This window comes from Streptomyces sp. NPDC005181 (genome assembly GCF_040608395.1).
Classification (GTDB): domain Bacteria; phylum Actinomycetota; class Actinomycetes; order Streptomycetales; family Streptomycetaceae; genus Streptomyces.
Genome location: NZ_JBEXID010000101.1, coordinates 1 through 21,274 on the forward strand (window position 1 = coordinate 1; position 21,274 = coordinate 21,274).

18 protein-coding genes and 2 pseudogenes are annotated in these 21,274 nt (G+C 68.0%); 16 read left to right on the top strand and 4 right to left on the bottom strand.

Annotated elements, in window-relative coordinates; translation table 11 throughout:
* The 4 genes and pseudogenes from ABZV38_RS34605 to ABZV38_RS34620 form a co-directional block, all read left to right on the top strand.
* Positions 1-314 (top strand): integrase core domain-containing protein (locus tag ABZV38_RS34605; protein ID WP_356332419.1); only part of this gene is annotated, 314 nt, incomplete at its 5' end.
* Positions 315-405: 91 nt separating this feature from the next.
* Positions 406-1,251 (top strand): alpha/beta fold hydrolase, encoded by an 846-nt coding sequence (locus tag ABZV38_RS34610; RefSeq protein WP_356332420.1) that lies wholly within the window; start codon positions 406-408, stop codon positions 1,249-1,251.
* A 166-nt stretch (positions 1,252-1,417) separates the two neighbouring features.
* Positions 1,418-1,576: pseudogene (locus ABZV38_RS34615) on the top strand (transposase); the annotation flags it as partial.
* A gap of 38 nt (positions 1,577-1,614) precedes the next feature.
* The gene (locus ABZV38_RS34620) at positions 1,615-2,169 is read left to right on the top strand and encodes a hypothetical protein (RefSeq protein WP_356332435.1); all 555 of its coding nucleotides are present in this window, start codon (positions 1,615-1,617) and stop codon (positions 2,167-2,169) included.
* A 458-nt stretch (positions 2,170-2,627) separates the two neighbouring features.
* On the opposite strand, the gene ABZV38_RS34625 is transcribed toward ABZV38_RS34620, so the two are convergent.
* The gene (locus ABZV38_RS34625) at positions 2,628-4,169 is read right to left on the bottom strand and encodes a M28 family metallopeptidase (RefSeq protein ID WP_356332421.1); all 1,542 of its coding nucleotides are present in this window, start codon (positions 4,167-4,169) and stop codon (positions 2,628-2,630) included.
* A gap of 330 nt (positions 4,170-4,499) precedes the next feature.
* Here ABZV38_RS34625 and ABZV38_RS34630 point away from each other — a divergent pair, with 330 nt between their 5' ends.
* Together ABZV38_RS34630 and ABZV38_RS34635 are read left to right on the top strand one after the other, a co-directional pair.
* The gene (locus ABZV38_RS34630; RefSeq protein WP_356332422.1) at positions 4,500-5,351 is read left to right on the top strand and encodes a transposase; all 852 of its coding nucleotides are present in this window, start codon (positions 4,500-4,502) and stop codon (positions 5,349-5,351) included.
* 185 nt (positions 5,352-5,536) lie between these two features.
* A complete protein-coding gene (locus ABZV38_RS34635; RefSeq protein ID WP_356332423.1) occupies positions 5,537-6,493 on the top strand; it encodes a DUF6454 family protein in 957 nt (318 codons plus the stop codon).
* Between the two features lie 194 nt (positions 6,494-6,687).
* Here the strand turns inward: ABZV38_RS34635 and ABZV38_RS34640 are convergent, their stop codons facing one another.
* A complete protein-coding gene (locus tag ABZV38_RS34640; protein WP_356332424.1) occupies positions 6,688-7,575 on the bottom strand; it encodes an AraC family transcriptional regulator in 888 nt (295 codons plus the stop codon).
* 146 nt (positions 7,576-7,721) lie between these two features.
* Here ABZV38_RS34640 and tkt point away from each other — a divergent pair, with 146 nt between their 5' ends.
* The 7 genes from tkt to ABZV38_RS34675 all read left to right on the top strand — a co-directional run bounded on the left by tkt (position 7,722) and on the right by ABZV38_RS34675 (position 16,759).
* Positions 7,722-9,809: a transketolase gene (gene tkt / locus ABZV38_RS34645; RefSeq protein WP_356332425.1), complete on the top strand. Its 2,088-nt coding sequence runs from the start codon at positions 7,722-7,724 to the stop codon at positions 9,807-9,809.
* Entirely contained in the window at positions 9,802-10,965 is a 1,164-nt protein-coding gene (gene tal / locus ABZV38_RS34650; RefSeq protein WP_356332426.1) for a transaldolase, read from the top strand. Before tkt ends, tal begins: the two co-directional genes overlap by 8 nt.
* 158 nt (positions 10,966-11,123) lie before the next feature.
* Positions 11,124-12,677, top strand: a complete 1,554-nt coding sequence (gene zwf / locus ABZV38_RS34655) for a glucose-6-phosphate dehydrogenase (protein WP_356332433.1) — start codon at positions 11,124-11,126, stop codon at positions 12,675-12,677.
* Entirely contained in the window at positions 12,674-13,609 is a 936-nt protein-coding gene (opcA, locus tag ABZV38_RS34660) for a glucose-6-phosphate dehydrogenase assembly protein OpcA (protein WP_356332427.1), read from the top strand. Before zwf ends, opcA begins: the two co-directional genes overlap by 4 nt.
* A complete protein-coding gene (gene pgi, locus ABZV38_RS34665) occupies positions 13,602-15,254 on the top strand; it encodes a glucose-6-phosphate isomerase (RefSeq protein WP_356332428.1) in 1,653 nt (550 codons plus the stop codon). The genes opcA and pgi overlap by 8 nt, the downstream gene beginning before the upstream one ends.
* A 15-nt stretch (positions 15,255-15,269) precedes the next feature.
* A complete protein-coding gene (gene gnd, locus ABZV38_RS34670) occupies positions 15,270-16,148 on the top strand; it encodes a phosphogluconate dehydrogenase (NAD(+)-dependent, decarboxylating) (protein ID WP_356332434.1) in 879 nt (292 codons plus the stop codon).
* 5 nt (positions 16,149-16,153) lie between these two features.
* Positions 16,154-16,759 (top strand): histidine phosphatase family protein, encoded by a 606-nt coding sequence (locus ABZV38_RS34675; RefSeq protein WP_356332429.1) that lies wholly within the window; start codon positions 16,154-16,156, stop codon positions 16,757-16,759.
* 398 nt (positions 16,760-17,157) lie between these two features.
* On the opposite strand, the gene wrbA is transcribed toward ABZV38_RS34675, so the two are convergent.
* Positions 17,158-17,775 carry an NAD(P)H:quinone oxidoreductase gene (wrbA, locus tag ABZV38_RS34680; protein WP_326818522.1) on the bottom strand — a complete coding sequence of 206 codons (618 nt, stop codon included), beginning with the start codon at positions 17,773-17,775 and terminating at the stop codon, positions 17,158-17,160.
* Positions 17,776-18,016: 241 nt separating this feature from the next.
* On the opposite strand from wrbA, the pseudogene ABZV38_RS34685 reads away from it, so the two are divergent.
* Positions 18,017-18,472 (top strand): annotated as a pseudogene (locus tag ABZV38_RS34685) (IS200/IS605 family accessory protein TnpB-related protein); the annotation flags it as partial.
* A gap of 17 nt (positions 18,473-18,489) precedes the next feature.
* On the opposite strand, the gene ABZV38_RS34690 reads toward ABZV38_RS34685, so the two are convergent.
* Entirely contained in the window at positions 18,490-18,978 is a 489-nt protein-coding gene (locus ABZV38_RS34690) for a carboxymuconolactone decarboxylase family protein (RefSeq protein WP_356332430.1), read from the bottom strand.
* A gap of 124 nt (positions 18,979-19,102) precedes the next feature.
* Here ABZV38_RS34690 and ABZV38_RS34695 point away from each other — a divergent pair, with 124 nt between their 5' ends.
* Positions 19,103-20,083, top strand: a complete 981-nt coding sequence (locus tag ABZV38_RS34695) for a pirin family protein (RefSeq protein ID WP_356332431.1) — start codon at positions 19,103-19,105, stop codon at positions 20,081-20,083.
* A 10-nt stretch (positions 20,084-20,093) separates the two neighbouring features.
* A complete protein-coding gene (locus tag ABZV38_RS34700) occupies positions 20,094-20,435 on the top strand; it encodes a GNAT family N-acetyltransferase (RefSeq protein ID WP_356332432.1) in 342 nt (113 codons plus the stop codon).
* Positions 20,436-21,274: the final 839 nt, after the last annotated feature.

A 21,274-nucleotide genomic window follows, 5' to 3' on the forward strand; every position in this document is an offset into this window, starting at 1 on the left:
TCAACCTTGTTGCTAGACACCTCAAGGTTCACAGAGAGCGGCGTGTTTCACGTATCAGACCAGCTCAGGGCACCCACACATACGGCAGGAGAGCCGGAAAAGGCCCTGTCCAGCAGGGACCTCGCCGCTCGGCCGACCCTACCCGCACCCTGCTGGAGGAATGGGCCTACCTGCGGCCCTACACCACCAACACCGAACGCACCGCGGCCCTGGCAGACTTCCTCCACACCTACAACCACCACCGCTGCCACACCGCACTCGACGGCAAGCCACCGATCAGCCGAGTCAACAACGCTCCGGGTCAATACAACTAGCCCCTGGCTCCCAGCCGGCTACCGGCAGAACCTCTGGAAAGCCGCTCAGGCAGCTCTCAGATCAAGGTCACGGGAGACGTAGGATATGAGAGTGGAGCTGCGTCGAGCCGACGGCGGGGTGATCGCGGTTGAGGTGGTGGGGGAGCCGGACGCGCCTGCGGTGCTGTTCTGCCACGGGTTGGCCGACTCCCGGCTGGCCGCGTACGGCTTCGCGGGGGCGGCTCACGCGCTCGGACTGCGCCTCATCGCCCCGGATCGCCCCGGCATCGGCGGCACCGAGGCCCGTCGCCTGCCGCGGGTCGTGGACTGGGCTGCGGAAGCCACCGTGGTCCTGGACGCGTTGGGCGTCGGCTCGGTGGCGCTGCTCGGCATTTCGGGCGGCGGAGCGTTCGCGGCGGCATGCGCGTCCGAGCTGCCTGACCGCGTCCGCAGCCTGCTGCTCATCGCGCCCCTTGGCCCGCCTGCCTGGCCCACCCGCGGGATGGCAGCCGGGCAGCGCGCGTCCTTGCAGATCGCCCGGCACGCTCCGGCCTTCGGTGGCTGGTTTCTGGGCCGCCTGGCCACGCTGGCGCGCCGGGCACCAGGGCTGTTCATTCGCCTGGCGACCAGCGAGATGCCCGCCAGCGACCGGCGTGCCCTCGCCCAGTCGGACGCGCGCGCGGCCTTCCTGACCAACTACCTGCGAGCGTTCCAGCGCGGCAGCTGGGGAGTCGGGCAGGATCTGCGCGTACTGACCCGACCCTGGGGTTTCGACCTCGAGTCGATCACGGTGCCCACGTCGATCCACCAGGGGGACGCCGACACCACCGTCCCGCTCCCGCACGCCCGCCGCTTCGCTGCGGCGATACCGGGCGCACGCGTTCACATCCATCCCGGCCAAGGCCACTTCTCGATCCTCACCGCACCCGAGCAGATGCTGGCGACACTCGCCGCATAGCCGGTCGAGGTTGCCGCCGGAGATCACGGCGACGGTGCGTCCGGTACCCGGAGGCCGTCGAAACGGCCCATGCCGACTTCACTGCCCTCCAGCAGCGTGAGGTGATCCCCGTGGTGTGGACACACCTGACAATGGACCTTGTTGATCCTGGAAGGTGTAGATCTACGTGGCACGGCCCTCGAAGTACAGTGCGGCGTTCCGGTCCGACGCGATCGCGTTATGGCGGGCTTCGGCCGGCAGGCGGACGTTCAAGGACGCCGCGGCTGATCTGAACGTCAACCCCGAGACGCTGCGGACCTGGGTGCGTGATGCCGACGGCCGTCCGGCCTCTGCCGGCGCGTCGCAGGACACCGCGAGAAGCTGGTGGACGACGACCGATTCGACGACCTCACGGTCATTGGAGCGGATGGATGCCGTGAGCGGACCCAGTTCAAGCATTCGGACAACGACGATCACCCCCTCCCTTACAGCACGTTCACAGTGGACGGCCGTGGACTGAGGCTGGACCGCCTCGTGGCGGCAGCCGTCGCCGACCGCGACGGTCCGGGGGCCTCCGCCCGTACGATCCGGCTGCGCATCGTGATGCGGGATGCACCACCGGACGATGCCGTCCTGAGCAAGGTCATGGTGCCTGCACGGGCGTCCGGCGCGTCGTTTCTGGTGGGCATGAACACCACACTCCTACGGTTCGACGCCGAGGCCCTGTGGCAGGGTGTTGAGCTGCCGGCGCAGGGCAGGCGCAAGGCGGGGAATGTATTCGGGTTCCTGACCGAAGGTGACACAGCCGTAGCCAGGGAGGACCTGGAGTGGCTTTGCCCCCGAATCGACGGGCCGGTTCGGAATCGGGCTGATGACCCTGCGGCGGCGATCGCCGGTACTGGAGGTGTACTGCTGCGACTACCGGATTCGGATCGGTGACCCGCACGTGGCCGTGCCGGATCCCTACCTGATCCCCAAGGGGTTGGCAGACGACGGCTGGACCGTTCTGCGGGTCCCCTTCGCCGAGCCCGGAATCATCTGCGGCGAGGATGTGGATGACTGGCTCGACGACTGGGCCCTCCTGTTCCTCGACCATGTCCGTACGGTCGGCCACACAGAGGAGGACCGCAGCACCCGGCGCGAGTTGGCGTTGAAGTGGAGCGAGGCGCAGCACCACGAGGCAGCGGTGGGCGGTGCCGCGGCCACCGCCACGACCCGGACGGCGCGCGCGACTGATGGCGCGTCGTGGCATGTCAGCCGCGCGGTCATCCCGATGCCGGCCAAGCCCACCTGCCAGGGTCTCCCTCCGCAAGGAACCGTAGCGACCGCGCATCCCGCCGCAGCATCGAAGGGGAGGGCCGGACAGTCCGGCCCTCCCCCCCCGTGTGTACCGGGAGTTACTCGGTGACCTCGTGGTCGTGGCCCTCGTGCAGGCCACCGCCGCTGCCCGCCGAACCCTTGGTGTTCTGCGGCGCCACCGGCTTGCTCAGAAGACTGGTGTCCCAGGCGTACTGGCCCACCGCGTTGGCGATGACGTCGACGTTGACGTCGAACGCCTTCATGTTGATGTTCTTCAGGGTGTCGCAAGCGGCGTGGTAGCAGGCGTCGTACGCGGCACCGGCCTTACCGCCGTACGCCTTTGCCTGCTCGGCCGTCTTGATGCCCTCGGCGCCGGTGAAGGTGCCGCCCGAGGGGATGCCCACCTCGATGAACGGCCCGTAGTCCGACCGGCCGGTGAAGTCGGTGCCCTCGTGCGGGGTGCCCCGGCTGTCCAGGTAGTCGGTGATCTGCCTCTCCAGCTGCGCCGAGCCCTCCGGGCCGGGGCCGGCACCGACCTGGTCGGAGTCGTCGCCGTCGTAGGCGAACTGGGCGTAGTTCGGCGAGGCGATCATGTCGAAGTTCAGGTATAGCTTGACCTTCGCAAGGTCCGCCGCCGAGAGGCTGTTGACGTACGCCTCCGAGCCCAGCAGGCCGAACTCCTCAGCCGACCACCAGGCGAAGCGCACCTTGTTCTTGACGTTCTTGTGGGCAAGGTTCAGGGCCACGTCGAGAATGCCAGCGGAGCCGGAGCCGTTGTCATTGATGCCCGGGCCGGCCGCCACCGAGTCCAGGTGGGCGCCGAACATCACCACGTTGTCGGCGTCGCCGCCCTTGGTCTCGGCGATCACGTTGTAGGTGTGCCGGGTCTCCGCGAAGGTGCGGATCTCCAGGTTGACGGTCACTGCGCCGGCGGCGGCCTTGGCCGCGAGCGCCTCGCCGTCCGCCTGCGTGACGCCGCCGGCCGGGATCTTGGCGACGGACGGGTCTCCCAGCGTGCCGTTGAGCGCGCCCTCGGTGTTGTTGTAGATGATCGCGCCGACCGCACCCGCACCGGCGGCGGTCTCCTGCTTCTGCGCAAAGGTGCAGCCGCCGCGCTTGATCAGCGCGATCTTGCCGGTGAACGTCCCGGGGGCGTAGTCCTCAGGCTCGCAGCCGGTGGTGGCGTTGACCGGCACCACCGCGACCGGGGCGGTGATGCCGCCGACCGGGCTGCTGGCGGAGTACGTCATGGCGATCAACGGGACGTCCTGCTGCTGCGGCGACACCACCCGCAGGCTCTGCGCCAGCGTCTCGGTGAACGGGTAGTCGAACTCGTTCCGGGTCACCGAGTACCCGGCCTTCCTCAACAGGCCTTCGACGTACTCGGCCGACTTCCGGTGCCCCTCTGACCCGGCCACCCGGGTGTTCCCGTTCTTGTCAGCGATCCGCTGGAACTGCTTCAGATGCTCGTAGGCATCCTCGGCGTTGCTCTTCTTGACGAGCTTCTTTGCGAGCTTGGCAGCCTCCTTGGCAGGGTCGCTGTGGGCGGAGGCGGTGCCCGATCCGATCAGCAGCAGCGGCGCTATGAGCCCTGCGACGGATACGGCGGCTACCGTGGTGCGGCGGTTCCGAGCGTTCAAAACGCTTCCTTCCGACGGGCCATGAGAAATAGGCGTAATGGTCGAAAACAGCCCGAACGACGTACGGCGGTACTCCGGGGCAGGCAGGGGGCGGCCGGATCGCTCCGCCCCCTGCCACCGGCAAGGAGAAAGGTATCTGCTCAGTAAACGGTTGGTAATGGGTTGACGGGAATCTTCGGCGCCGACGCCGTCCGTGCGCGGTACCGAGCACACCGATCGGCGTTGACCCAACCGAAGTTGGCTGGAAGCCACCGGTGCTGACTAGGAGGGCTTGGTCAGGTCGGCTGTGGTGGTGCGTGTCCTCTTGGCCCGGTGTGGCGTTGGGAGTGTGTGACTCCGGACGAGATTGCTGTGGTGCGTGGTGAGTTGGAGGCGTTCGCGGCGGAGGTGTTCGAGCCGTTCGCGCGCAATGACCAGCGCCGCTGGGGGCAGGTCTACCTGCGAGGGCTGCTTACCGACGGGCAGCGTAAGTCGGTCGAGCCGATGGCCTCGCGGCTCGGTGAAGACGGGAACCGGCAGGCACTGGCCCATTTCATCACCACCAGCCCGTGGGATCCGGCCCACATCCGGGCGAAACTTGCCTGGCGGATGGAGGAGGTGATCGGGCCGGAGGCCCTGGTCTTCGACGACACCGGGTTCCTGAAGGACGGGACCGCCTCGGCGTGTGTGTCGCGGCAGTACACCGGCACCGCCGGCAAGGTCACCAATTGCCAGGTCGGCGTCTCGCTTCACCTCGCGTCCGACCACGCTTCCGCGGCCATCAACTGGCGACTGTTCCTGCCCCAGACGTGGGATCCCGCCTCTGCGAAGGCCGATGCGGGCAAGGTCGCCCGGCGTGCCGCCTGGGTGCTCTTCAGCCCGAAGCCGCCGGATCGCGAGGGGTACATCGCAGCGGCGGAAAGCGAACTGGTGTGGTCTTCCAAGCGTTTTGGCAACCCCGCACTCCTTCGTGAGCTGGCTGCCGAAAGTTACGACCGCGCTTACTACCCAGCCGGAGTCGGGCGGCAACTCGGAGCAATGATCCTCGGTGGCTCACGCGCTGACGCACTCCGCAGGCTTCGAGTACCGACCTTGGTGATTCATGGGCTGGATGACACGCCGATCGACCCCGGTGGCGGGAAGCGCACCGCCGACCTGGTGCCCGGAGCGAGGCCAGCGGCGGGCCCGCCGAGCGCGCCGTAGTACGACTGCTTCTTCTCCGCGGCGAGCCGCACCAGACACCGCCCGGCGGCGTACTCGAACAGCGTCTGGTGAACAAGTGCACGGCCCGCCCTTCGGCGGCGCCCTCCGCGCGCAAGTCACGACGCCGTCGTGCAGCATGAGCCGCGCCAGCCCCTGCGCCGGCCACGAGAGGTCCGCCGACTCCGGTGCCGCGTGGCACACGACCCGTCGAGGGCGTCTTCGGTCGCGGCGCTGATGGACGCCACCTACCGACCGCGGAGTTTCTCCGGGTCGCCCGTGAGATTCTCTCCGGGCATCCCAGCCACACCGCCTGGAAGGTCACCAGCAGACTGTCGCTGAAGTTCCCGACCTACCACACCGAGGGCATCGCCATCACGCGCGACCACATCTTCCTTTCCTCGGTGGAGATCCTGGAGCCGACAGTCAAGTACCCGGCCCCGCGGGACGGCTACGACCGAACTCCGGGCAAGGGTGTCGGGCATGTCTTTGTCATGGACAAGCAGGGCAACCTGCAACGCGACATCGTCCTCGGTGAGGGCGACATGTACCACCCGGGCGGCCTCGAATTCGACGGGGCGCCGGTGTGGGTATCGGTCGCCCAGTACCGCCCCAACAGCAGCACCATCATGTACCGGATCGACGCGAAGTCGCCGGCCGTCCACAAGCAGTTCGAGTTCAAGGACCACATCGGCGGCATCGTCCGCGACCCCGCCACCGGTCACCTGATCGGCAACTCCTGGGGCTCCCGGCACTTCTACGAGTGGGACCTCCGAGGGCGCAGGATCTCCGACTGGACCAACAGCCAGTACTTCGTGGACTACCAGGACTGTCAGCACGCGGCCCCGGGTCAGATGCTGTGCGGCGGTGTGATCAACCTGCCCCAGACCAACCCGGCCGGAGGCTCCTCCGCTACCTACGAGCTGGGTGGTCTGGCACTGATCGACGCGCGCAGCCACCTGGTCACCCACGAGGTGCCCTTCCAGCAGTGGTCCTCCGCGGGTCATGTCGCCACGCGCAACCCGATGAAGCTCACCGCCGACGGCGACCACCTGACGCTCACCGTCGCGCCGGACAATGGTGACGAGGGTAACGGCACCGGGATCATCACGTACGAGGCCACTGTGGCCGGCGTGGGCCGCTGAACGTCCCGGTTCCACCGGTTGTACTGTCGCCGGGATCGCGTGGACGGGCCGTGGGTGCCGCTCTCGGCAGCCGGCAGGTCGGGTACGGCCTGACGCCGCGCAGTTCGCCTCGTGATGTGTCGGCCGTGAAGATACGTCTGACCTTGAGCCTCATGTCACCAGCGGGGCGGGCCGGTTGGCCCGCCCCGCCTCTTTCAGCGCAGCTCCGCCCGGAACGCCAACGGAGTCGTCCCGGTGTGCTGATGGAAGAACTTCGAGAAGTTGGCCGCGTCGGGAAAGCCCACGGAGGCGCCGATCCGGCCGATCGGCATATCCGTGTGGGCCAGTAGGCGCTTGGCCTCGAGGACGACGCGTTTGTCGATGAAGCCCTTGGGGGTGTTGCCGGTGGCCGCCCCCACCGCGCGGACGAGGGTGCGTCGGGAGTAGCCGAGGGCGTCCGCGTACGCGCTGACGCTGTGGTTGGTGGCGAAGCTCTTCTCGACCGCGTCCCGGAAGCGGCTGAAGGTGGTGTCGGTCTGCTCGAGTGCCGTCTTGGCGGAGATCGCCGCGAGGTGGGCCAGGCGGAACAGGAACGCGGTCAGGGAGTGCCGGAGCACCGCGGTGTGGAGGCTGAGGGGCAGTGTGGTCGTGTCGACGTACTCGCGCTCCAGTTGGGCGAGGGAGTGCTCGAGGGCGGCCAGCTGGAGCACGTCCGGGCGCAGGAGCGGGGGCTGGTCATAGCGGTACAGGCCCGTCGCCTCGACAGTTGCCCGGGGCAGGAAGCCGGGCTGCATGGTCAGGACGGTACCGCGGTACCCGGCCGTGGCGGAGAAGCGGTGCACCTGGCCTGGGCGGATCCATAGGAGATCGCCGGCGGAGGCCTCGTACTCGGCGAAGTCGATCATGTGTCTGATGGGGCCGCCGTGGAACAGCATCACCACGTGGAAGTCGACGCGGTGCACGCGCTCCAATGGCGCGTCTGCATGCCAGGGCCGACCGGGTTCCATGGATTCCACCTGCATACCTACGCCGCAGACGCTCAGGTTCGTGGGGAAGGGAAAGGTCTTGATCTCTCCACTTCCCTGGGTCGTTCTGTCCGTCATGTCCTTCTCGCGTCAGCTCGGTCCCGCACTCGTTGTCCCACTTTCACCAAAGGCTGACACGGGTGCACCTTCTCCAGCAAAAGTCATACTTTTAGGTTTGAACGCATCAGAGCAGTTAACCGGTTCCTATCGAGGACTTCTTGAAGATGAGCACGCAGACACCCGACAGCTTCCCTGACGGCTTCGAGTGGACCGAACTCGACCGGCGTGCCGTCGACACCGCCCGCCTTCTGGCGGCCGATGCCGTACAGCAGGCCGGAAACGGCCACCCGGGCACCGCGATGAGTCTGGCGCCGGCCGCGTACACCCTCTTTCAGAAGGTGATGCGGCACGACCCGGCCGACCCGGAGTGGACCGGCCGAGACCGCTTCGTTCTCTCCCCGGGCCACACCTCGCTGACCCTGTACACCCAGCTCTTCCTCTCCGGGTACGAGCTGGAGCTGGACGATCTGAAGGCGTTCCGGACGCACGGTTCGAAGACGCCCGGTCACCCTGAGTACGGGCACACGGCGGGTGTCGAGACGACCACCGGCCCGCTCGGCCAGGGTGTCGCGAACGCCGTGGGCATGGCGATGGCGGCTCGCTACGAGCGCGGCCTGTTCGATCCCGAGGCGCCGGAGGGCGAGTCTCCGTTCGACCACACCATCTGGGCGATCGTCTCGGACGGCGACCTGGAGGAGGGCATCTCCGCCGAGGCCTCGTCCCTCGCGGGTCACCAGAAGCTCGGCAACCTCGTCTTCGTCTACGACGACAACCACATCTCCATCGAGGGCGACACGGCCACCGCCTTCTCCGAGGACGTCCTGAAGCGGTACGAGGCGTACGGCTGGCACGTCCAGCGGATCGAGCCCTCGGCCGACGGCGACATCGACGTCCGAGCGCTGTACGAGGCGCTGACCGCCGCCCGCGCCGAGACCGGGCGCCCCTCGATCATCGCGATGCGCACGATCATCGCTTGGCCTGCCCCGAACGCGCAGAACACCGAGGCCTCGCACGGATCGGCGCTCGGCGCCGAGGAGATCGCGGCTACCAAGCGGGTCCTGGGCTTCGACCCGGAGCAGTCCTTCCAGGTGGAGCCCGAGGTACTGGCCCACGCCCGCGAGGCCCTCGACCGAGGCGTCGAGGCGCACGCGGCCTGGGACAAGCAGATCGCCGAGTGGCGCACCGCCGAACCCGAGCACGCCAAGCTGTTCGACCGCGTCGTCACGGGTCAGCTGCCCGATGGCTGGGAGGCCGCTCTGCCGCAGTTCGAGGCGGGCACATCCGTCGCGACCCGTGCCGCGTCCGGCAAGGTGCTGCAGGCGCTCGGCAGTGTGATCCCCGAGCTGTGGGGCGGTTCCGCCGACCTCGCCGGCTCGAACAACACCACGATCGACAAGACCAGCTCCTTCCTGCCGAAGGGCAACCCGCTGCCGGAGGCCGACCCGTACGGCCGCACGGTCCACTTCGGCATCCGCGAGCACTCGATGGCCGCCGAGATGAACGGCATCGCGCTGCACGGCAACACCCGCGTCTACGGCGGCACCTTCCTGGTCTTCTCCGACTACATGCGCAACGCCGTGCGCCTGTCCGCGCTGATGGAGCTGCCGGTCACGTACGTCTGGACGCACGACTCCATCGGTCTCGGCGAGGACGGCCCGACCCACCAGCCGGTCGAGCACCTGGCCTCGTTGCGCGCCATTCCCGGACTCAACATCGTCCGCCCCGCCGACGCCAATGAGACCTGTATCGCCTGGGCCGAGATCCTCAGACGGCACGCCACGAACCCTGCTCCGCACGGCCTCGCGCTGACCCGCCAGGGTGTGCCGACATACGCGGCAAACCCCGAGGCGGTGAAGGGGGGTTACATCCTGCGCGACTCCTCCGCCGAGACCCCTGACGTCATCCTCATCGCCACCGGCTCCGAGGTGCAGCTCGCCGTCGCGGCGCGTGAACAGCTCGAGGCCGAGGGGGTCGGTACGCGTGTCGTGTCGATGCCGTCCGTCGAGTGGTTCGAGGAGCAGTCCGCGGAGTACCGCGCGAGTGTGCTTCCGGCGTCCGTGAAGGCCCGTGTGGCGGTCGAGACAGGGATCGGCCTGACCTGGTACCGGTACGTCGGTGACGCCGGACGCATCGTCTCCCTGGAGCACTTCGGCGCCTCCGCCGACGCCAAGACCCTGTTCGCCGAGTACGGCTTCACCGCCGAGAACGTCGCCTCCGCCGCGCGGGAATCTCTCGCCGCCGCGCGTGGTTGATCAGGCCGCCAGAAAGAAAAGAGTCACTGTGAGCAACACCGCCGAACCCCTCAAGTCCCTCACCGAGGAAGGCGTTTCCATCTGGCTGGACGATCTGTCCCGCAAGCGGATCGCATCCGGCAACCTCGCCGAATTCATCGAGCGGAAGCACGTGGTGGGCGTCACCACCAACCCTTCCATCTTCCAGGCCGCCATCGGCTCCGGCGAGGGGTACGAGGAGCAGCTGGCCGACCTCGCCGTGCGCGGCGTCACGGTCGACGAGGCCGTCCGCATGATGACCACCGCCGACGTCCGCGCCGCCGCCGACATCCTGCGGCCCGTGTACGACGCGACCCGCGGCCGCGACGGCCGGGTCTCCATCGAGGTCGACCCGCGCCTCGCGCACGACACCGCGTCGACCGTCGCCGAGGCCAAGCAGCTCGGATGGCTGGTCGACCGTCCGAACGTGCTGATCAAGATCCCGGCGACGAAGGCCGGCCTCCCGGCGATCACCGAGGTCATCGGCCTCGGCATCAGCGTCAACGTCACGCTGATCTTCTCGCTGGAGCGCTACCGCGAGGTCATGGACGCGTACCTGGCGGGCCTGGAGAAGGCGCAGGCGGCGGGCATCGACCTGTCCACGGTCCATTCCGTCGCCTCGTTCTTCGTCTCCCGCGTCGACAGCGAGATCGACAAGCGCCTTGCGAAGGTCGGCACCGACGAGGCGCTCGCACTCAGGGGCAGGGCCGCGCTCGCCAACGCCCGTCTCGCATACGAGGCGTACGAGGGCGTCTTCGCCGCCGACCGCTGGACCGCGCTGGCCACCGCGAGCGCCAACAAGCAGCGTCCTCTGTGGGCTTCGACGGGCGTCAAGGACGCCGCGTACAAGGACACCCTGTACGTCGACGAACTGGTCGCGCCCGGCACGGTCAACACCATGCCGGAGGCGACCCTCGACGCCACCGCCGACCACGGTGACATCCACGGCGACTCGGTGACCGGCGGCTACGCCAAGGCCCGCGCCGATCTTGCGGCCGTCGAGCGGCTCGGGATCTCGTACGACGAGGTCGTGAAGCAGTTGGAGGACGAGGGCGTGTCGAAGTTCGAGGCGGCCTGGGAAGACCTGCTGGGTGTGGTCGCGACGTCGCTGAGCAGCACGGGAGTTGAGGGGGAATGAGTGAGCGCGAGACGCTTCCCGGTGGTGCCGCGCAGGATGCGCCCGCCGCGGCGGGCGGATCTGGTGACGCGGCCGTGGAACCGGGCGGCGTGACCGCCGGATCGGGTGACGCGGCCCGGGAATCGGGCGGCGACGCGGCGGCGGTACGCGGCGACGTGATGGGCGCTGGGAGCGCTACCGCCCCGGCCCTCGACTGGAACAACCCGCTCCGTGACCCCCGCGATCGGCGCCTCCCTCGTGTCGCGGGCCCCTCGGGCCTCGTCATCTTCGGTGTCACCGGCGACCTCTCCCGCAAGAAGCTGATGCCCGCCGTCTACGACCTCGCGAACCGGGGTCTGCTCCCGCCGGGCTTCTCGCTCCTCGGGTTCGCCCGGCGCGAGTGGGAGGAACAGGACTTCGCGCAGGTGGTGCACGACTCGGTGCGCGAGCACGCCCGCACGGAGTTCCGCGAGGAGGTCTGGCAGCAGCTGGCCGAGGGCATGCGGTTCATCCCGGGCGACTTCGACGACGATCAGGCGTTCAAGCAACTCCGTTCTGCCGTCGATGAGTTGGACGCATCTCGGGGCACCAGTGGCAACTACGCGTTCTACCTCTCGGTACCGCCGAAGTTCTTCCCGAAGGTCGTCCAGCAGCTGAAGAAGCACGGTCTCGCGGACGCGCCGGAAGGTTCCTGGCGGCGTGCGGTCATCGAGAAGCCGTTCGGCCACGACCTGGCCAGTGCGCGCGAACTGAACGCGATCGTGCACGAGGTGTTCGACCCGGACCAGGTGTTCCGTATCGACCACTACCTCGGCAAGGAGACGGTCCAGAACATCCTGGCGCTGCGCTTCGCCAACCAGATGTACGAACCCATCTGGAACCGCAGTTACGTCGACCACGTGCAGATCACGATGGCCGAGGACATCGGCATCGGCGGGCGCGCCGGTTACTACGACGGCATCGGCTCGGCCCGCGACGTCATCCAGAACCACCTCCTCCAGCTCATGGCGCTGACCGCCATGGAGGAGCCGGCCGCCTTCGACGCCGAGTCGCTGCTCACCGAGAAGCTGAAGGTCCTCAAGGCCGTGAAGCTGCCGGAGAACCTGGGCGAGCACACCGTGCGCGGGCAGTATGCGGCGAGCTGGCACGGTGGCGAGAAGGCGCGCGGCTATCTGCAGGAGGACGGCATCGACCCCAAGTCGACGACCGACACCTATGCGGCCATCAAGCTGGAGGTCGACAACCGTCGCTGGGCGGGCGTCCCCTTCTACCTGCGCACCGGAAAGCGCCTCGGCCGCCGCGTCACCGAGATCGCGGTCGTCTTCCAGCGCGCGCCCCACTCGCCCTTCGACTCGACCGCCACCGAGGAACTCGGTGCGAACGCGATCGTCATCCGTGTCCAGCCCGACGAGGGCATGACGGTGCGCTTCGGATCGAAGGTGCCGGGTACGTCGATGGAGATTCGGGACGTCACGATGGACTTCGCGTACGGCGATTCCTTCACCGAGTCCAGCCCGGAGGCGTACGAACGCCTCATCCTGGACGTTCTGCTGGGCGACGCCAACCTCTTTCCCCGTCACCAGGAAGTGGAGGAGTCCTGGAAGATTCTCGACCCGATCGAGGGGTACTGGGACGCGCATGGCAAGCCCGCGCCGTACGCGTCGGGCAGCTGGGGTCCCGAAGAAGCCCACGAGATGCTCGCACGAGACGGACGGAGCTGGCGCAGGCCATGAAGATCGATCTGACCGACACCACGGCAAGCAAGATCAACAGGGCGCTCGTGCAGGGACGCCGAGCCATCGGTACTCCCGCCATGGGCATGGTCCTGACGATGGTCATCGTGACCGACGAGGAAAACGCGTACGACTCGATCAAGGCGGCCGAGGAGGCGTCGCGCGAGCATCCCTCGCGCACCCTGGTCGTCATCAAACGCGTCGCACGCACTCCGCGCGACCGCACGAACTCCCGCCTGGACGCGGAGGTGCGGGTCGGCTCGGACGCGGGCACCGGCGAGACGGTCGTCCTGCGGACGTACGGCGAAGTCTCCGACCACGCCGACTCGGTGGTCCTGCCGCTGCTGCTGCCGGACGCACCGGTCGTCGTCTGGTGGCCGGTGGACGCGCCCGACGTCCCGGCCAAGGATCCGTTGGGCGCTCTGGCACAGCGGCGGATCACCGACATGTACGCCGTCGAGGCCCCGCTCGTCGCCCTGGAGACCCGCGTCTCCTCGTACGCGCCCGGCGACACCGACCTGGCGTGGACCCGGCTGACGCCGTGGCGCTCGATGCTGGCCGCGGCGCTGGACCAGGCCCGTAAGAAGGTTGTGTCGGCCGTCGTGGAGAGTGAGGCCGAGAACCCGAGTGCCGAGCTGCTGGCCCGCTGGCTGGAGGCCCGGCTCGAGGTCTCGGTCGAGCGCGTCGTCACCGCCGGGCCGGTCGTGACGGCCGTCCGGCTCGGAACGGAGAGCGGCGAGATCGTGATCGACCGCCCCGACGGCCCGCTGGCCACGCTTTCCCTGCCGGGCCAGCCCTCGCGCACCCTCGCTCTGAAGGTGCGCAGCACCTCCGAGTTGATTGCCGAAGAGCTGCGCCGCCTCGACGCGGACGAGATGTATGCCGTCGCCCTGCGCGGGGACGGTACCAAGGAGAACCCCCGTCATGTCTGACACACCCAAGCTCACGCACCGCCCGGAGTGGACGGCCCTTGAGGACCACCGCGCAGGGGAGCTGCGCCGCCTGCAGCTGCGTGACCTGTTTGCCGCCGACCCCGGTCGCGCGGAGCGCTACACCGTGAGCGTCGGCGACCTGCGCATCGACTACTCCAAGCACCTGATCACGGACGAGACCCTCGCGTTGCTCCAGGAACTCGCCACCGCGACCGACGTGTTCGGGCTGCGGGACGCCATGCTCCGCGGCGAAAAGATCAACGTCACCGAGCAGCGTGCCGTCCTGCACACCGCGCTGCGCGCCCCGTGCGACGCCGTCGTCGAGGTCGACGGCGAGGACGTCGTCCCGGCGGTGCACGCCGTGCTCGACAAAATGGCCGACTTCTCCGAGCGCGTCCGCTCGGGCGAGTGGACCGGGCATACCGGAAAGCGGATCCGCAATGTCGTCAACATCGGTATCGGCGGGTCGGACCTCGGACCCGCGATGGCGTACGAGGCACTGCGGGCCTTCACCGACCGCTCGTTGACCGTGCGGTTCGTCTCGAACGTGGACGGCGCCGATCTGCACGAGGCCCTACGGGACCTGGACCCGGCGGAGACGCTGTTCATCGTCGCGTCCAAGACCTTCACGACCATCGAGACGATCACCAACGCCACATCGGCGCGGTCCTGGCTCCTTGCCGGGCTCGACGACGGCGGTGAGAAGGCGGTCGCGAAGCACTTCGTGGCGCTGTCGACGAACGCCGAGAAGGTCGCGGAGTTCGGTATCGACACCGCCAACATGTTCGAGTTCTGGGACTGGGTCGGCGGTCGCTACTCGTACGACTCCGCTATCGGTCTGTCGCTGATGATCGCCATCGGCCCGGACCGGTTCCACGAGATGCTCGACGGCTTCCACCTCGTCGACGAGCACTTCCGCACTGCGCCTGCGGCGGTCAACGCGCCGTTGCTGCTAGGCCTGTTGGGTGTCTGGTACGGATCGTTCCTCGGCGCCCAGTCGCACGCGGTGCTGCCGTACTCGCACTACCTGTCCAAATTTACTGCGTACTTGCAGCAGCTGGACATGGAGTCCAACGGGAAGTCGGTGGACCGCGCCGGAAATCCGGTGGAGTGGCAGACCGGTCCGGTGGTCTGGGGCACGCCCGGCACCAACGGGCAGCACGCGTACTACCAGTTGCTCCACCAGGGCACGAAGGTCATCCCGGCCGACCTGATCGGATTCGTCAACCCGGTCGACGAGCTGAGCCCCGAACTCAAGGGCCAGCACGACCTGTTGATGGCCAACCTGTTCGCGCAGGGCCAGGCGCTCGCCTTCGGCAGGACGAGTGACGAGGTGCGCGCCGAGGGCGTGCCTCAGGAGCAGGTGCCGCACCGCACGTTCCGCGGCAACCACCCCACGACGACGATCCTGGCAAGCGAGTTGACCCCCTCGGTCCTCGGCCAGCTGATCGCGCTGTACGAGCACAAGGTGTTCGTGCAGGGCGCGATCTGGAACATCGACTCCTTCGACCAATGGGGCGTCGAGCTCGGCAAGGTCCTCGCCAAGCGCGTGGAGCCGGCGCTCACCGACGGAGCGGACGCCCCCGGACTCGATCCCTCAACCGCCGCCCTGGTGGCCGCGTACCGCACTCTCCGGAAGAAGTGAAACAGCATGACAACGATGCAATTGGGCCTCGTCGGCCTCGGTAAGATGGGCGGCAACATGCGCGAGCGGATTCGCCGCGCGGGCCACACCGTCATCGGCTACGACCGCAATCCGGACCTCGCCGACGTGAGCAGCCTGGCCGAACTGGTCGAGAAGGTCGAAGCCCCGCGTGTGGTGTGGGTGATGGTGCCCGCGGGAGGCCCGACCCAGCACGTCATCGACGAGCTCGGTGACCTCCTGGAAGCCGGCGACACCGTTGTCGACGGCGGCAACTCCCGCTGGACGGACGACGAGAAGCATGCCGAGGAGCTGGCGGCCAAGGGCATCGGCTTCGTCGACGCAGGTGTCTCGGGTGGTGTCTGGGGCCTGGAGAACGGCTACGCGCTGATGGTGGGCGGCGACGCCGAACACATAGCGAAGGTCCAGCCCATCTTCGACGCACTCAAGCCCGAGGGCGACGCAGGCTTCGTCCACGCGGGCAAGGTCGGCGCCGGCCACTTCTCCAAGATGGTCCACAACGGCATCGAGTACGCCATGATGCAGGCCTACGCCGAGGGCTGGGAGCTGCTGGAGAAGGTCGACTCCGTCACCGATGTGCGCGAGGTCTTCCGCTCCTGGCAGGAGGGCACGGTCATCCGTTCCTGGCTGCTCGACCTGGCGGTCAACGCGCTGGACGACGACGAACACCTCGACAAGCTGCGCGGCTTCGCCGCCGACTCGGGTGAGGGCCGCTGGACGGTGGAGGCCGCGATCGACAACGCGGTGCCGCTGCCCGCGATCACCGCGTCGCTCTTCGCGCGTTTCGCCTCGCGCCAGGACGACTCCCCCCAGATGAAGATGATCGCCGCGCTGCGCAACCAGTTCGGCGGCCACGCCGTCGAGTCAGCGAAGTAACCGCCATGGGCGACCTCCTGCTGGTCCGCCACGGCGAAACCGAGTGGAGCCTCTCGGGTCAGCACACCAGCTGGACCGACCTGCCCCTCACCCAGCGTGGCGAAGAGCAGGCCAAATCCCTCGCCCCGCTGCTCGCCGGGCGGACCTTCGCCCTCGCGCTCACCAGCCCGCTGGGCCGTGCCGAACGGACAGCGGAACTCGCGGGCCTGTACGACGCCGTACGCGAGCCCGATCTGCACGAGTGGGACTACGGTGCGTACGAAGGCGTGACCACCCTCGAGATACATCGCACCCGGCCCGACTGGTACCTGTGGAACGACGGAGTGCCGCCCGGTCCGGCCGGTCATCCGGGCGAGTCACCGATCGAGGTGGGACAGCGTGCCGACCGCGTGTTGAGCCGCATCGGGACAGCCCTGGACAGCGGTGACGTGGTGCTCGTGGCCCACGCCCACTTCCTGCGGGTGCTCACGGCGCGTCGCCTCGGGCTGCCCGCCGCGGACGGGCGGCTGTTCCAGCTCACGGCGGGGACGGTCAGCCGGCTCTCCACCGAACACGGACGACCTGTGATCGCTGAGTGGAACGCCACGGGAGCCAGTGCGGCCGTCCACTGATTTCTACGCGTTGCAGAAGCCGAAGAGGTTCCGATCCGCCCCGAGGGCGGGCCGGAACCTCGGCAACGCAGGGAGACGGACCTCATCGGGGTCTCTGCCGGCCGCAGCACCGTGCTGCGTCCCGGTCATGCCACTGGGACGCAGAAATTGGCATGACGACGGTGGACGCGGGCGCCCGGCCCGGGGGCGCCTTGCGGCCCTTCGTGCCGACAAGAGTGCCCAGGTCCGGGCCGGGGGAGACGTGCGGGCTCTTCCGTCCAGAGCAGCGCGCAGGTGGTGGGGCCGGTGTGCCGGGCGCGACTGCGCCCGGCACACCGGTGAGGCCGACCGGGTGCGGTCCTACGAACTGCTGGCCGAGGTGTGGCAACGCGGATGAGCCGGGTCCGGGCCGGGAGGGGTCAGGCGGCGAAGCCGGCCTTGAGGGCGCCCGCGACCTGGACGACGCGCTCGGCCTGGTGACGGGCGGCGTTGCGGGTCTGGTCGCCGATGGGGTTGTTGCCCTGGGCGTCGACGTGCGAGGTGCCATAGGGGTTGCCGTCAACGAACTTGACCGGGTCGGTGTAACCGGGGGAGACGACGAGGCCACCGAAGTGATGGATCGAGTTGTACAGCGCGAGCAGGGTGGACTCCTGGCCGCCGTGGGCGGTGGCGGTGGTGACGAAGCCGCTGTAGACCTTGTCGGCCAGCTTGCCCTGGGCCCACAGGCCACCGAGGGTGTCGATGAACTGCTTGAGCTGCGAGGAGATGTTGCCGAAGCGGGTCGGGGAGCCGAAGATCACGGCGTCGGCCCACTCGACGTCCGCGGGGGTGGCAACCGGGATGCCCGCGCTGGCGGCGGCGTGTGCGGCCCATGCCTCGTTGGAGCTGATGGCGGCCTCGGGGGCGAGTTCGGCGGCCTTCAGGAGACGGACCTCGGCCCCGGCCTTCTCCGCGGCCTGGGAGATCTCCTTGGCGATCTCGGCGCTGAAACCGGTGGACGAGTAGTAGATGACGGCAAGCTTGACGGCTGTGGTCATGGCTTTGTTCTCCATTGAAAAGTGCGTATGGGCAGTGGGCGGACTGGCCGCCGGCGTCGCCGCGCCGGTGGAGCACGCCCGATATCGTTGAATCATAAATGGATATGATTTAAGAATCAACTAACTTTTCCTGAACCGGTGGCGCGCGCGACCGGTGTCTCGGCGCCCAGCAGGGGGTTGTGAGCTGCTGTCGGTTTACTGAGCTGCAGTGAGTAGTGGTGAGCGGGAGTGAGTTCTGCCGGTGAGTTCGCGGGGGGTGGGAACGACCGGGAAGCTCAAGGCCCGGTTGGTGTCGATGGCCGCCGAGCACGGCCTGAGTATTGTCGCGGTCGACCCCGCCTACACCAGCCTGTGGGGTGCCCAGCACTGGCAGAAACCGCTGACCACCCCATACCGAAAGATGTCCCGTCACGATGCCGCCGGTATCGCGATCGGGAGACGCGCCCTCGGGCACCCGGTCCGGCGTCGGACGGCACCGCCCCCACACGACCGGAGTGATCGTGCGGGGCATCGGACCGCCCAGGCCGGACCGGGTACCCGGGGGTGTGACGGAACCCGCCCACCCACCACGGACCGGCCCCCTGGAGGGCCGTCGCCGAGCGGGAAGCGAAAGCGGGGGACCAGTGCATCCAACACCGTTCGGGATGCACCCAGCACGCAGCAGTGGGTCCAGGACTCACTCATGTGCACTGGTTAGGAACGGTGAAGCCGGAATCACTGCTGCGGGATCACGCGCACGGGATGCTTGCTCATGATGGAGACGCGGTTGAACGCGTTGATGGTGATCGCTACCCAGATCGCTGCGGAGATCTCATCGTCGGTGAGGGCCTGGCGGGCTGCGTCGTAGGCACTCTCCTGGACGGCGGCGTTCGCGGGTTCGGTGGCCGCCTCCGCCAGGGCGAGTGCCGCGCGCTCCCGCGCCGTGAACAGTTCGGTGTCGCGCCAGGCGGCCAGTACACCCAGACGCTGGGTGGTCTCGCCTGCGCGCAGGGCGGCCCGGGTGTGCACGTTGAGGCAGTACGCGCAGCCGTTGACCTGTGACACGCGGAGGTTGATCAGTTCCACGAGCGTGCGGTCCAGCCCCGCGTCGGCGGCGACCGTACGGACTGCTTCGGCTGTCTCGGTCAGCGCGTGGTACGCCTTCGGGCTCTGCTTGTCGATGAAGACCTGCTTGCTCACGGGGCCTGCTGCCGTGTCACTCAACCTGGACTCCTTCACAGGCCGCTCCCGGCCCTCGCCGGCCCTGCCGTGCGTACGGCAGGGCATCCTCGTATCATCGGAAACAATTGTTGAACATAAAATCATCCTTGGGTGAGAGGGGTGTGCGATGAGTAATGTCGAGAGGGAACCCGCCGAGCTCCGCTGCGGAGCCTCGGAGCATGGTGAGCATGTGCCGCAGGTCGAGGTCCTCTCCGCGCGGGACGTCCCGTTGGGCGGTCCGAGGGCGATGTCGGTACGGCGCACGCTGCCGCAGCGGGCCCGGACGCTGATCGGGGCCTGGTGTTTCATCGACCACTACGGCCCCGACGACGTTGCCGGCACGGGCGGCATGGACGTCGCGCCCCATCCGCACACCGGTCTGCAGACGGTGAGCTGGCTGTTCAGCGGGGAGATCGAGCACCGGGACAGCCTGGGCAGCCACGCCTTTGTACGGCCCGGTGAACTGAACCTCATGACGGGTGGGCACGGCATCAGCCACTCGGAAGTTTCCACCGCCCGCACCACGATCTTGCACGGCGTCCAGTTGTGGGTGGCGCTTCCCGAAGAACACCGGCACACCGGCCGTGACTTCCAGCATTACGTCCCGAGATCGGTCCGGGTGGACGGAGCCGAAGTCAGAGTGTTCCTTGGGGCGCTGGCAGGTGACACCGCTCCGGTGCGGACGTTCACGCCCCTGCTCGGTGCCGAACTCATCCTTGAGCCGCACTCGACGACCACGCTCGCCATCGACGCCGACTTCGAGCACGGCCTTCTCGTCGACCACGGGGAGGTCCGTATCGCTGGAACACTCCTGCACCCGGCGGAGTTGGGATACGTCGGCACGGGAAGCGACACACTGACGCTGGCGAACGAGACGGACGCCGTTGCGCGGGCAGTCCTGCTCGGCGGGACGCCGTTCGAGGAACAGATCGTCATGTGGTGGAACTTCATCGGTCGGAGCCACGAAGACATCGTCGAAGCCAGGGAAGCGTGGCAGAGCGCATCCGACCGCTTCGGCAAGGTCGACGGTTACGACGGCGACCGTCTTCCCGCGCCGGCCCTTCCCCACGCCACCATCGCACCTCGCAAAAACCCGACGCGTCACTGAAAGGCATGCGATGACCCAGCCCGCAGCCGCTCCGACTGTCCAGCGAGTGGACCCGAAGCACCGTTACGAAATCCTGGTCGACGGCAAAACCGCAGGCCACACCACGTATCGCGACCGCGACGACCAGCGCGTTTTCTACCACACCAAAATCTACGACGCCTTCGCCGGACAGGGCCTGGCCGCGATACTCGTACAACAGGCGCTGAGCGACGTACGCACGTCAGGGAAGCGCATCGTGCCGGTCTGCCCCTACGTCGCGAAGTTCCTCAAGAAGCATGACGAGTTCGCCGACATCACCGACCCGGTGACCCCCGAGGTCCTGCAATGGCTGGACACCGTGCTGCCTCACTGACCACCGGTGCCGCGTCTTCTCCGACGCCATCGGTACGTCCGGACCGGCGGAGCGGGATCTGCGACGATGCCCCACCGGCGGGCCCACGGTCTTGACCCTTCGCCCGTACCCGAACGCCGCCTGAACCCGGCCAGGTTGCATGCCCCGCCTCCTCGCCACCACTCCCGCGTCGGGCCTCGTGCACCCCCGGCGGAAGCGCTGGCTGTGCTGCGCGAAGCAGCCCACGAGGCGGGGGTGGCCGATGCCCATCAACCGGACTTCGGTGAGAACATTAATGTTTGTTGCGAGGGATCAGGATGAAAGCGGCGGGACACGTTGGATGCTGGACTTGCGGGTCTTCTAGGTGCAGCCATCGGTGCGGTGGGCGGCCTCGGCGCAGCAGTGATCGCCTTTCGCGCCGCGCGTATGACGGCCGTTGCGCAGGCGGCTTCCACTCGCGATCAGTGGCTTCGCCAGATCAGACGTGACACTTATGCCGAGTTCTTGGCTGCGGCCGACCCATCGGGTAGTACATGGCGGCGTGTGGTGTCCACTCTCTATGGACAGGACAACGGCATCATCTCTGCGAAGGTCGATGAGCTGCTGGGCCGGATTGACGTCGATCGGGTTCTGGAGACTAACGCCCGTGTCGGGCTCGAAGCCCCTGACCTCTTGGCGCGACACGCTGACGTGGCTACGAGATCGTGGACCGGCTCGTCCTCCCGCTGGTCGACAAGGCGGTCCCGGAATGGCAGGCCGCCCTGGACCTGAGTTCCACAGTTGGCGGTGCCGACTAGGGCACGAATATGTAGGTTGACCTGCGGATATGCCTGTGGGCACGCCGAAGTGGCGTGTCACTA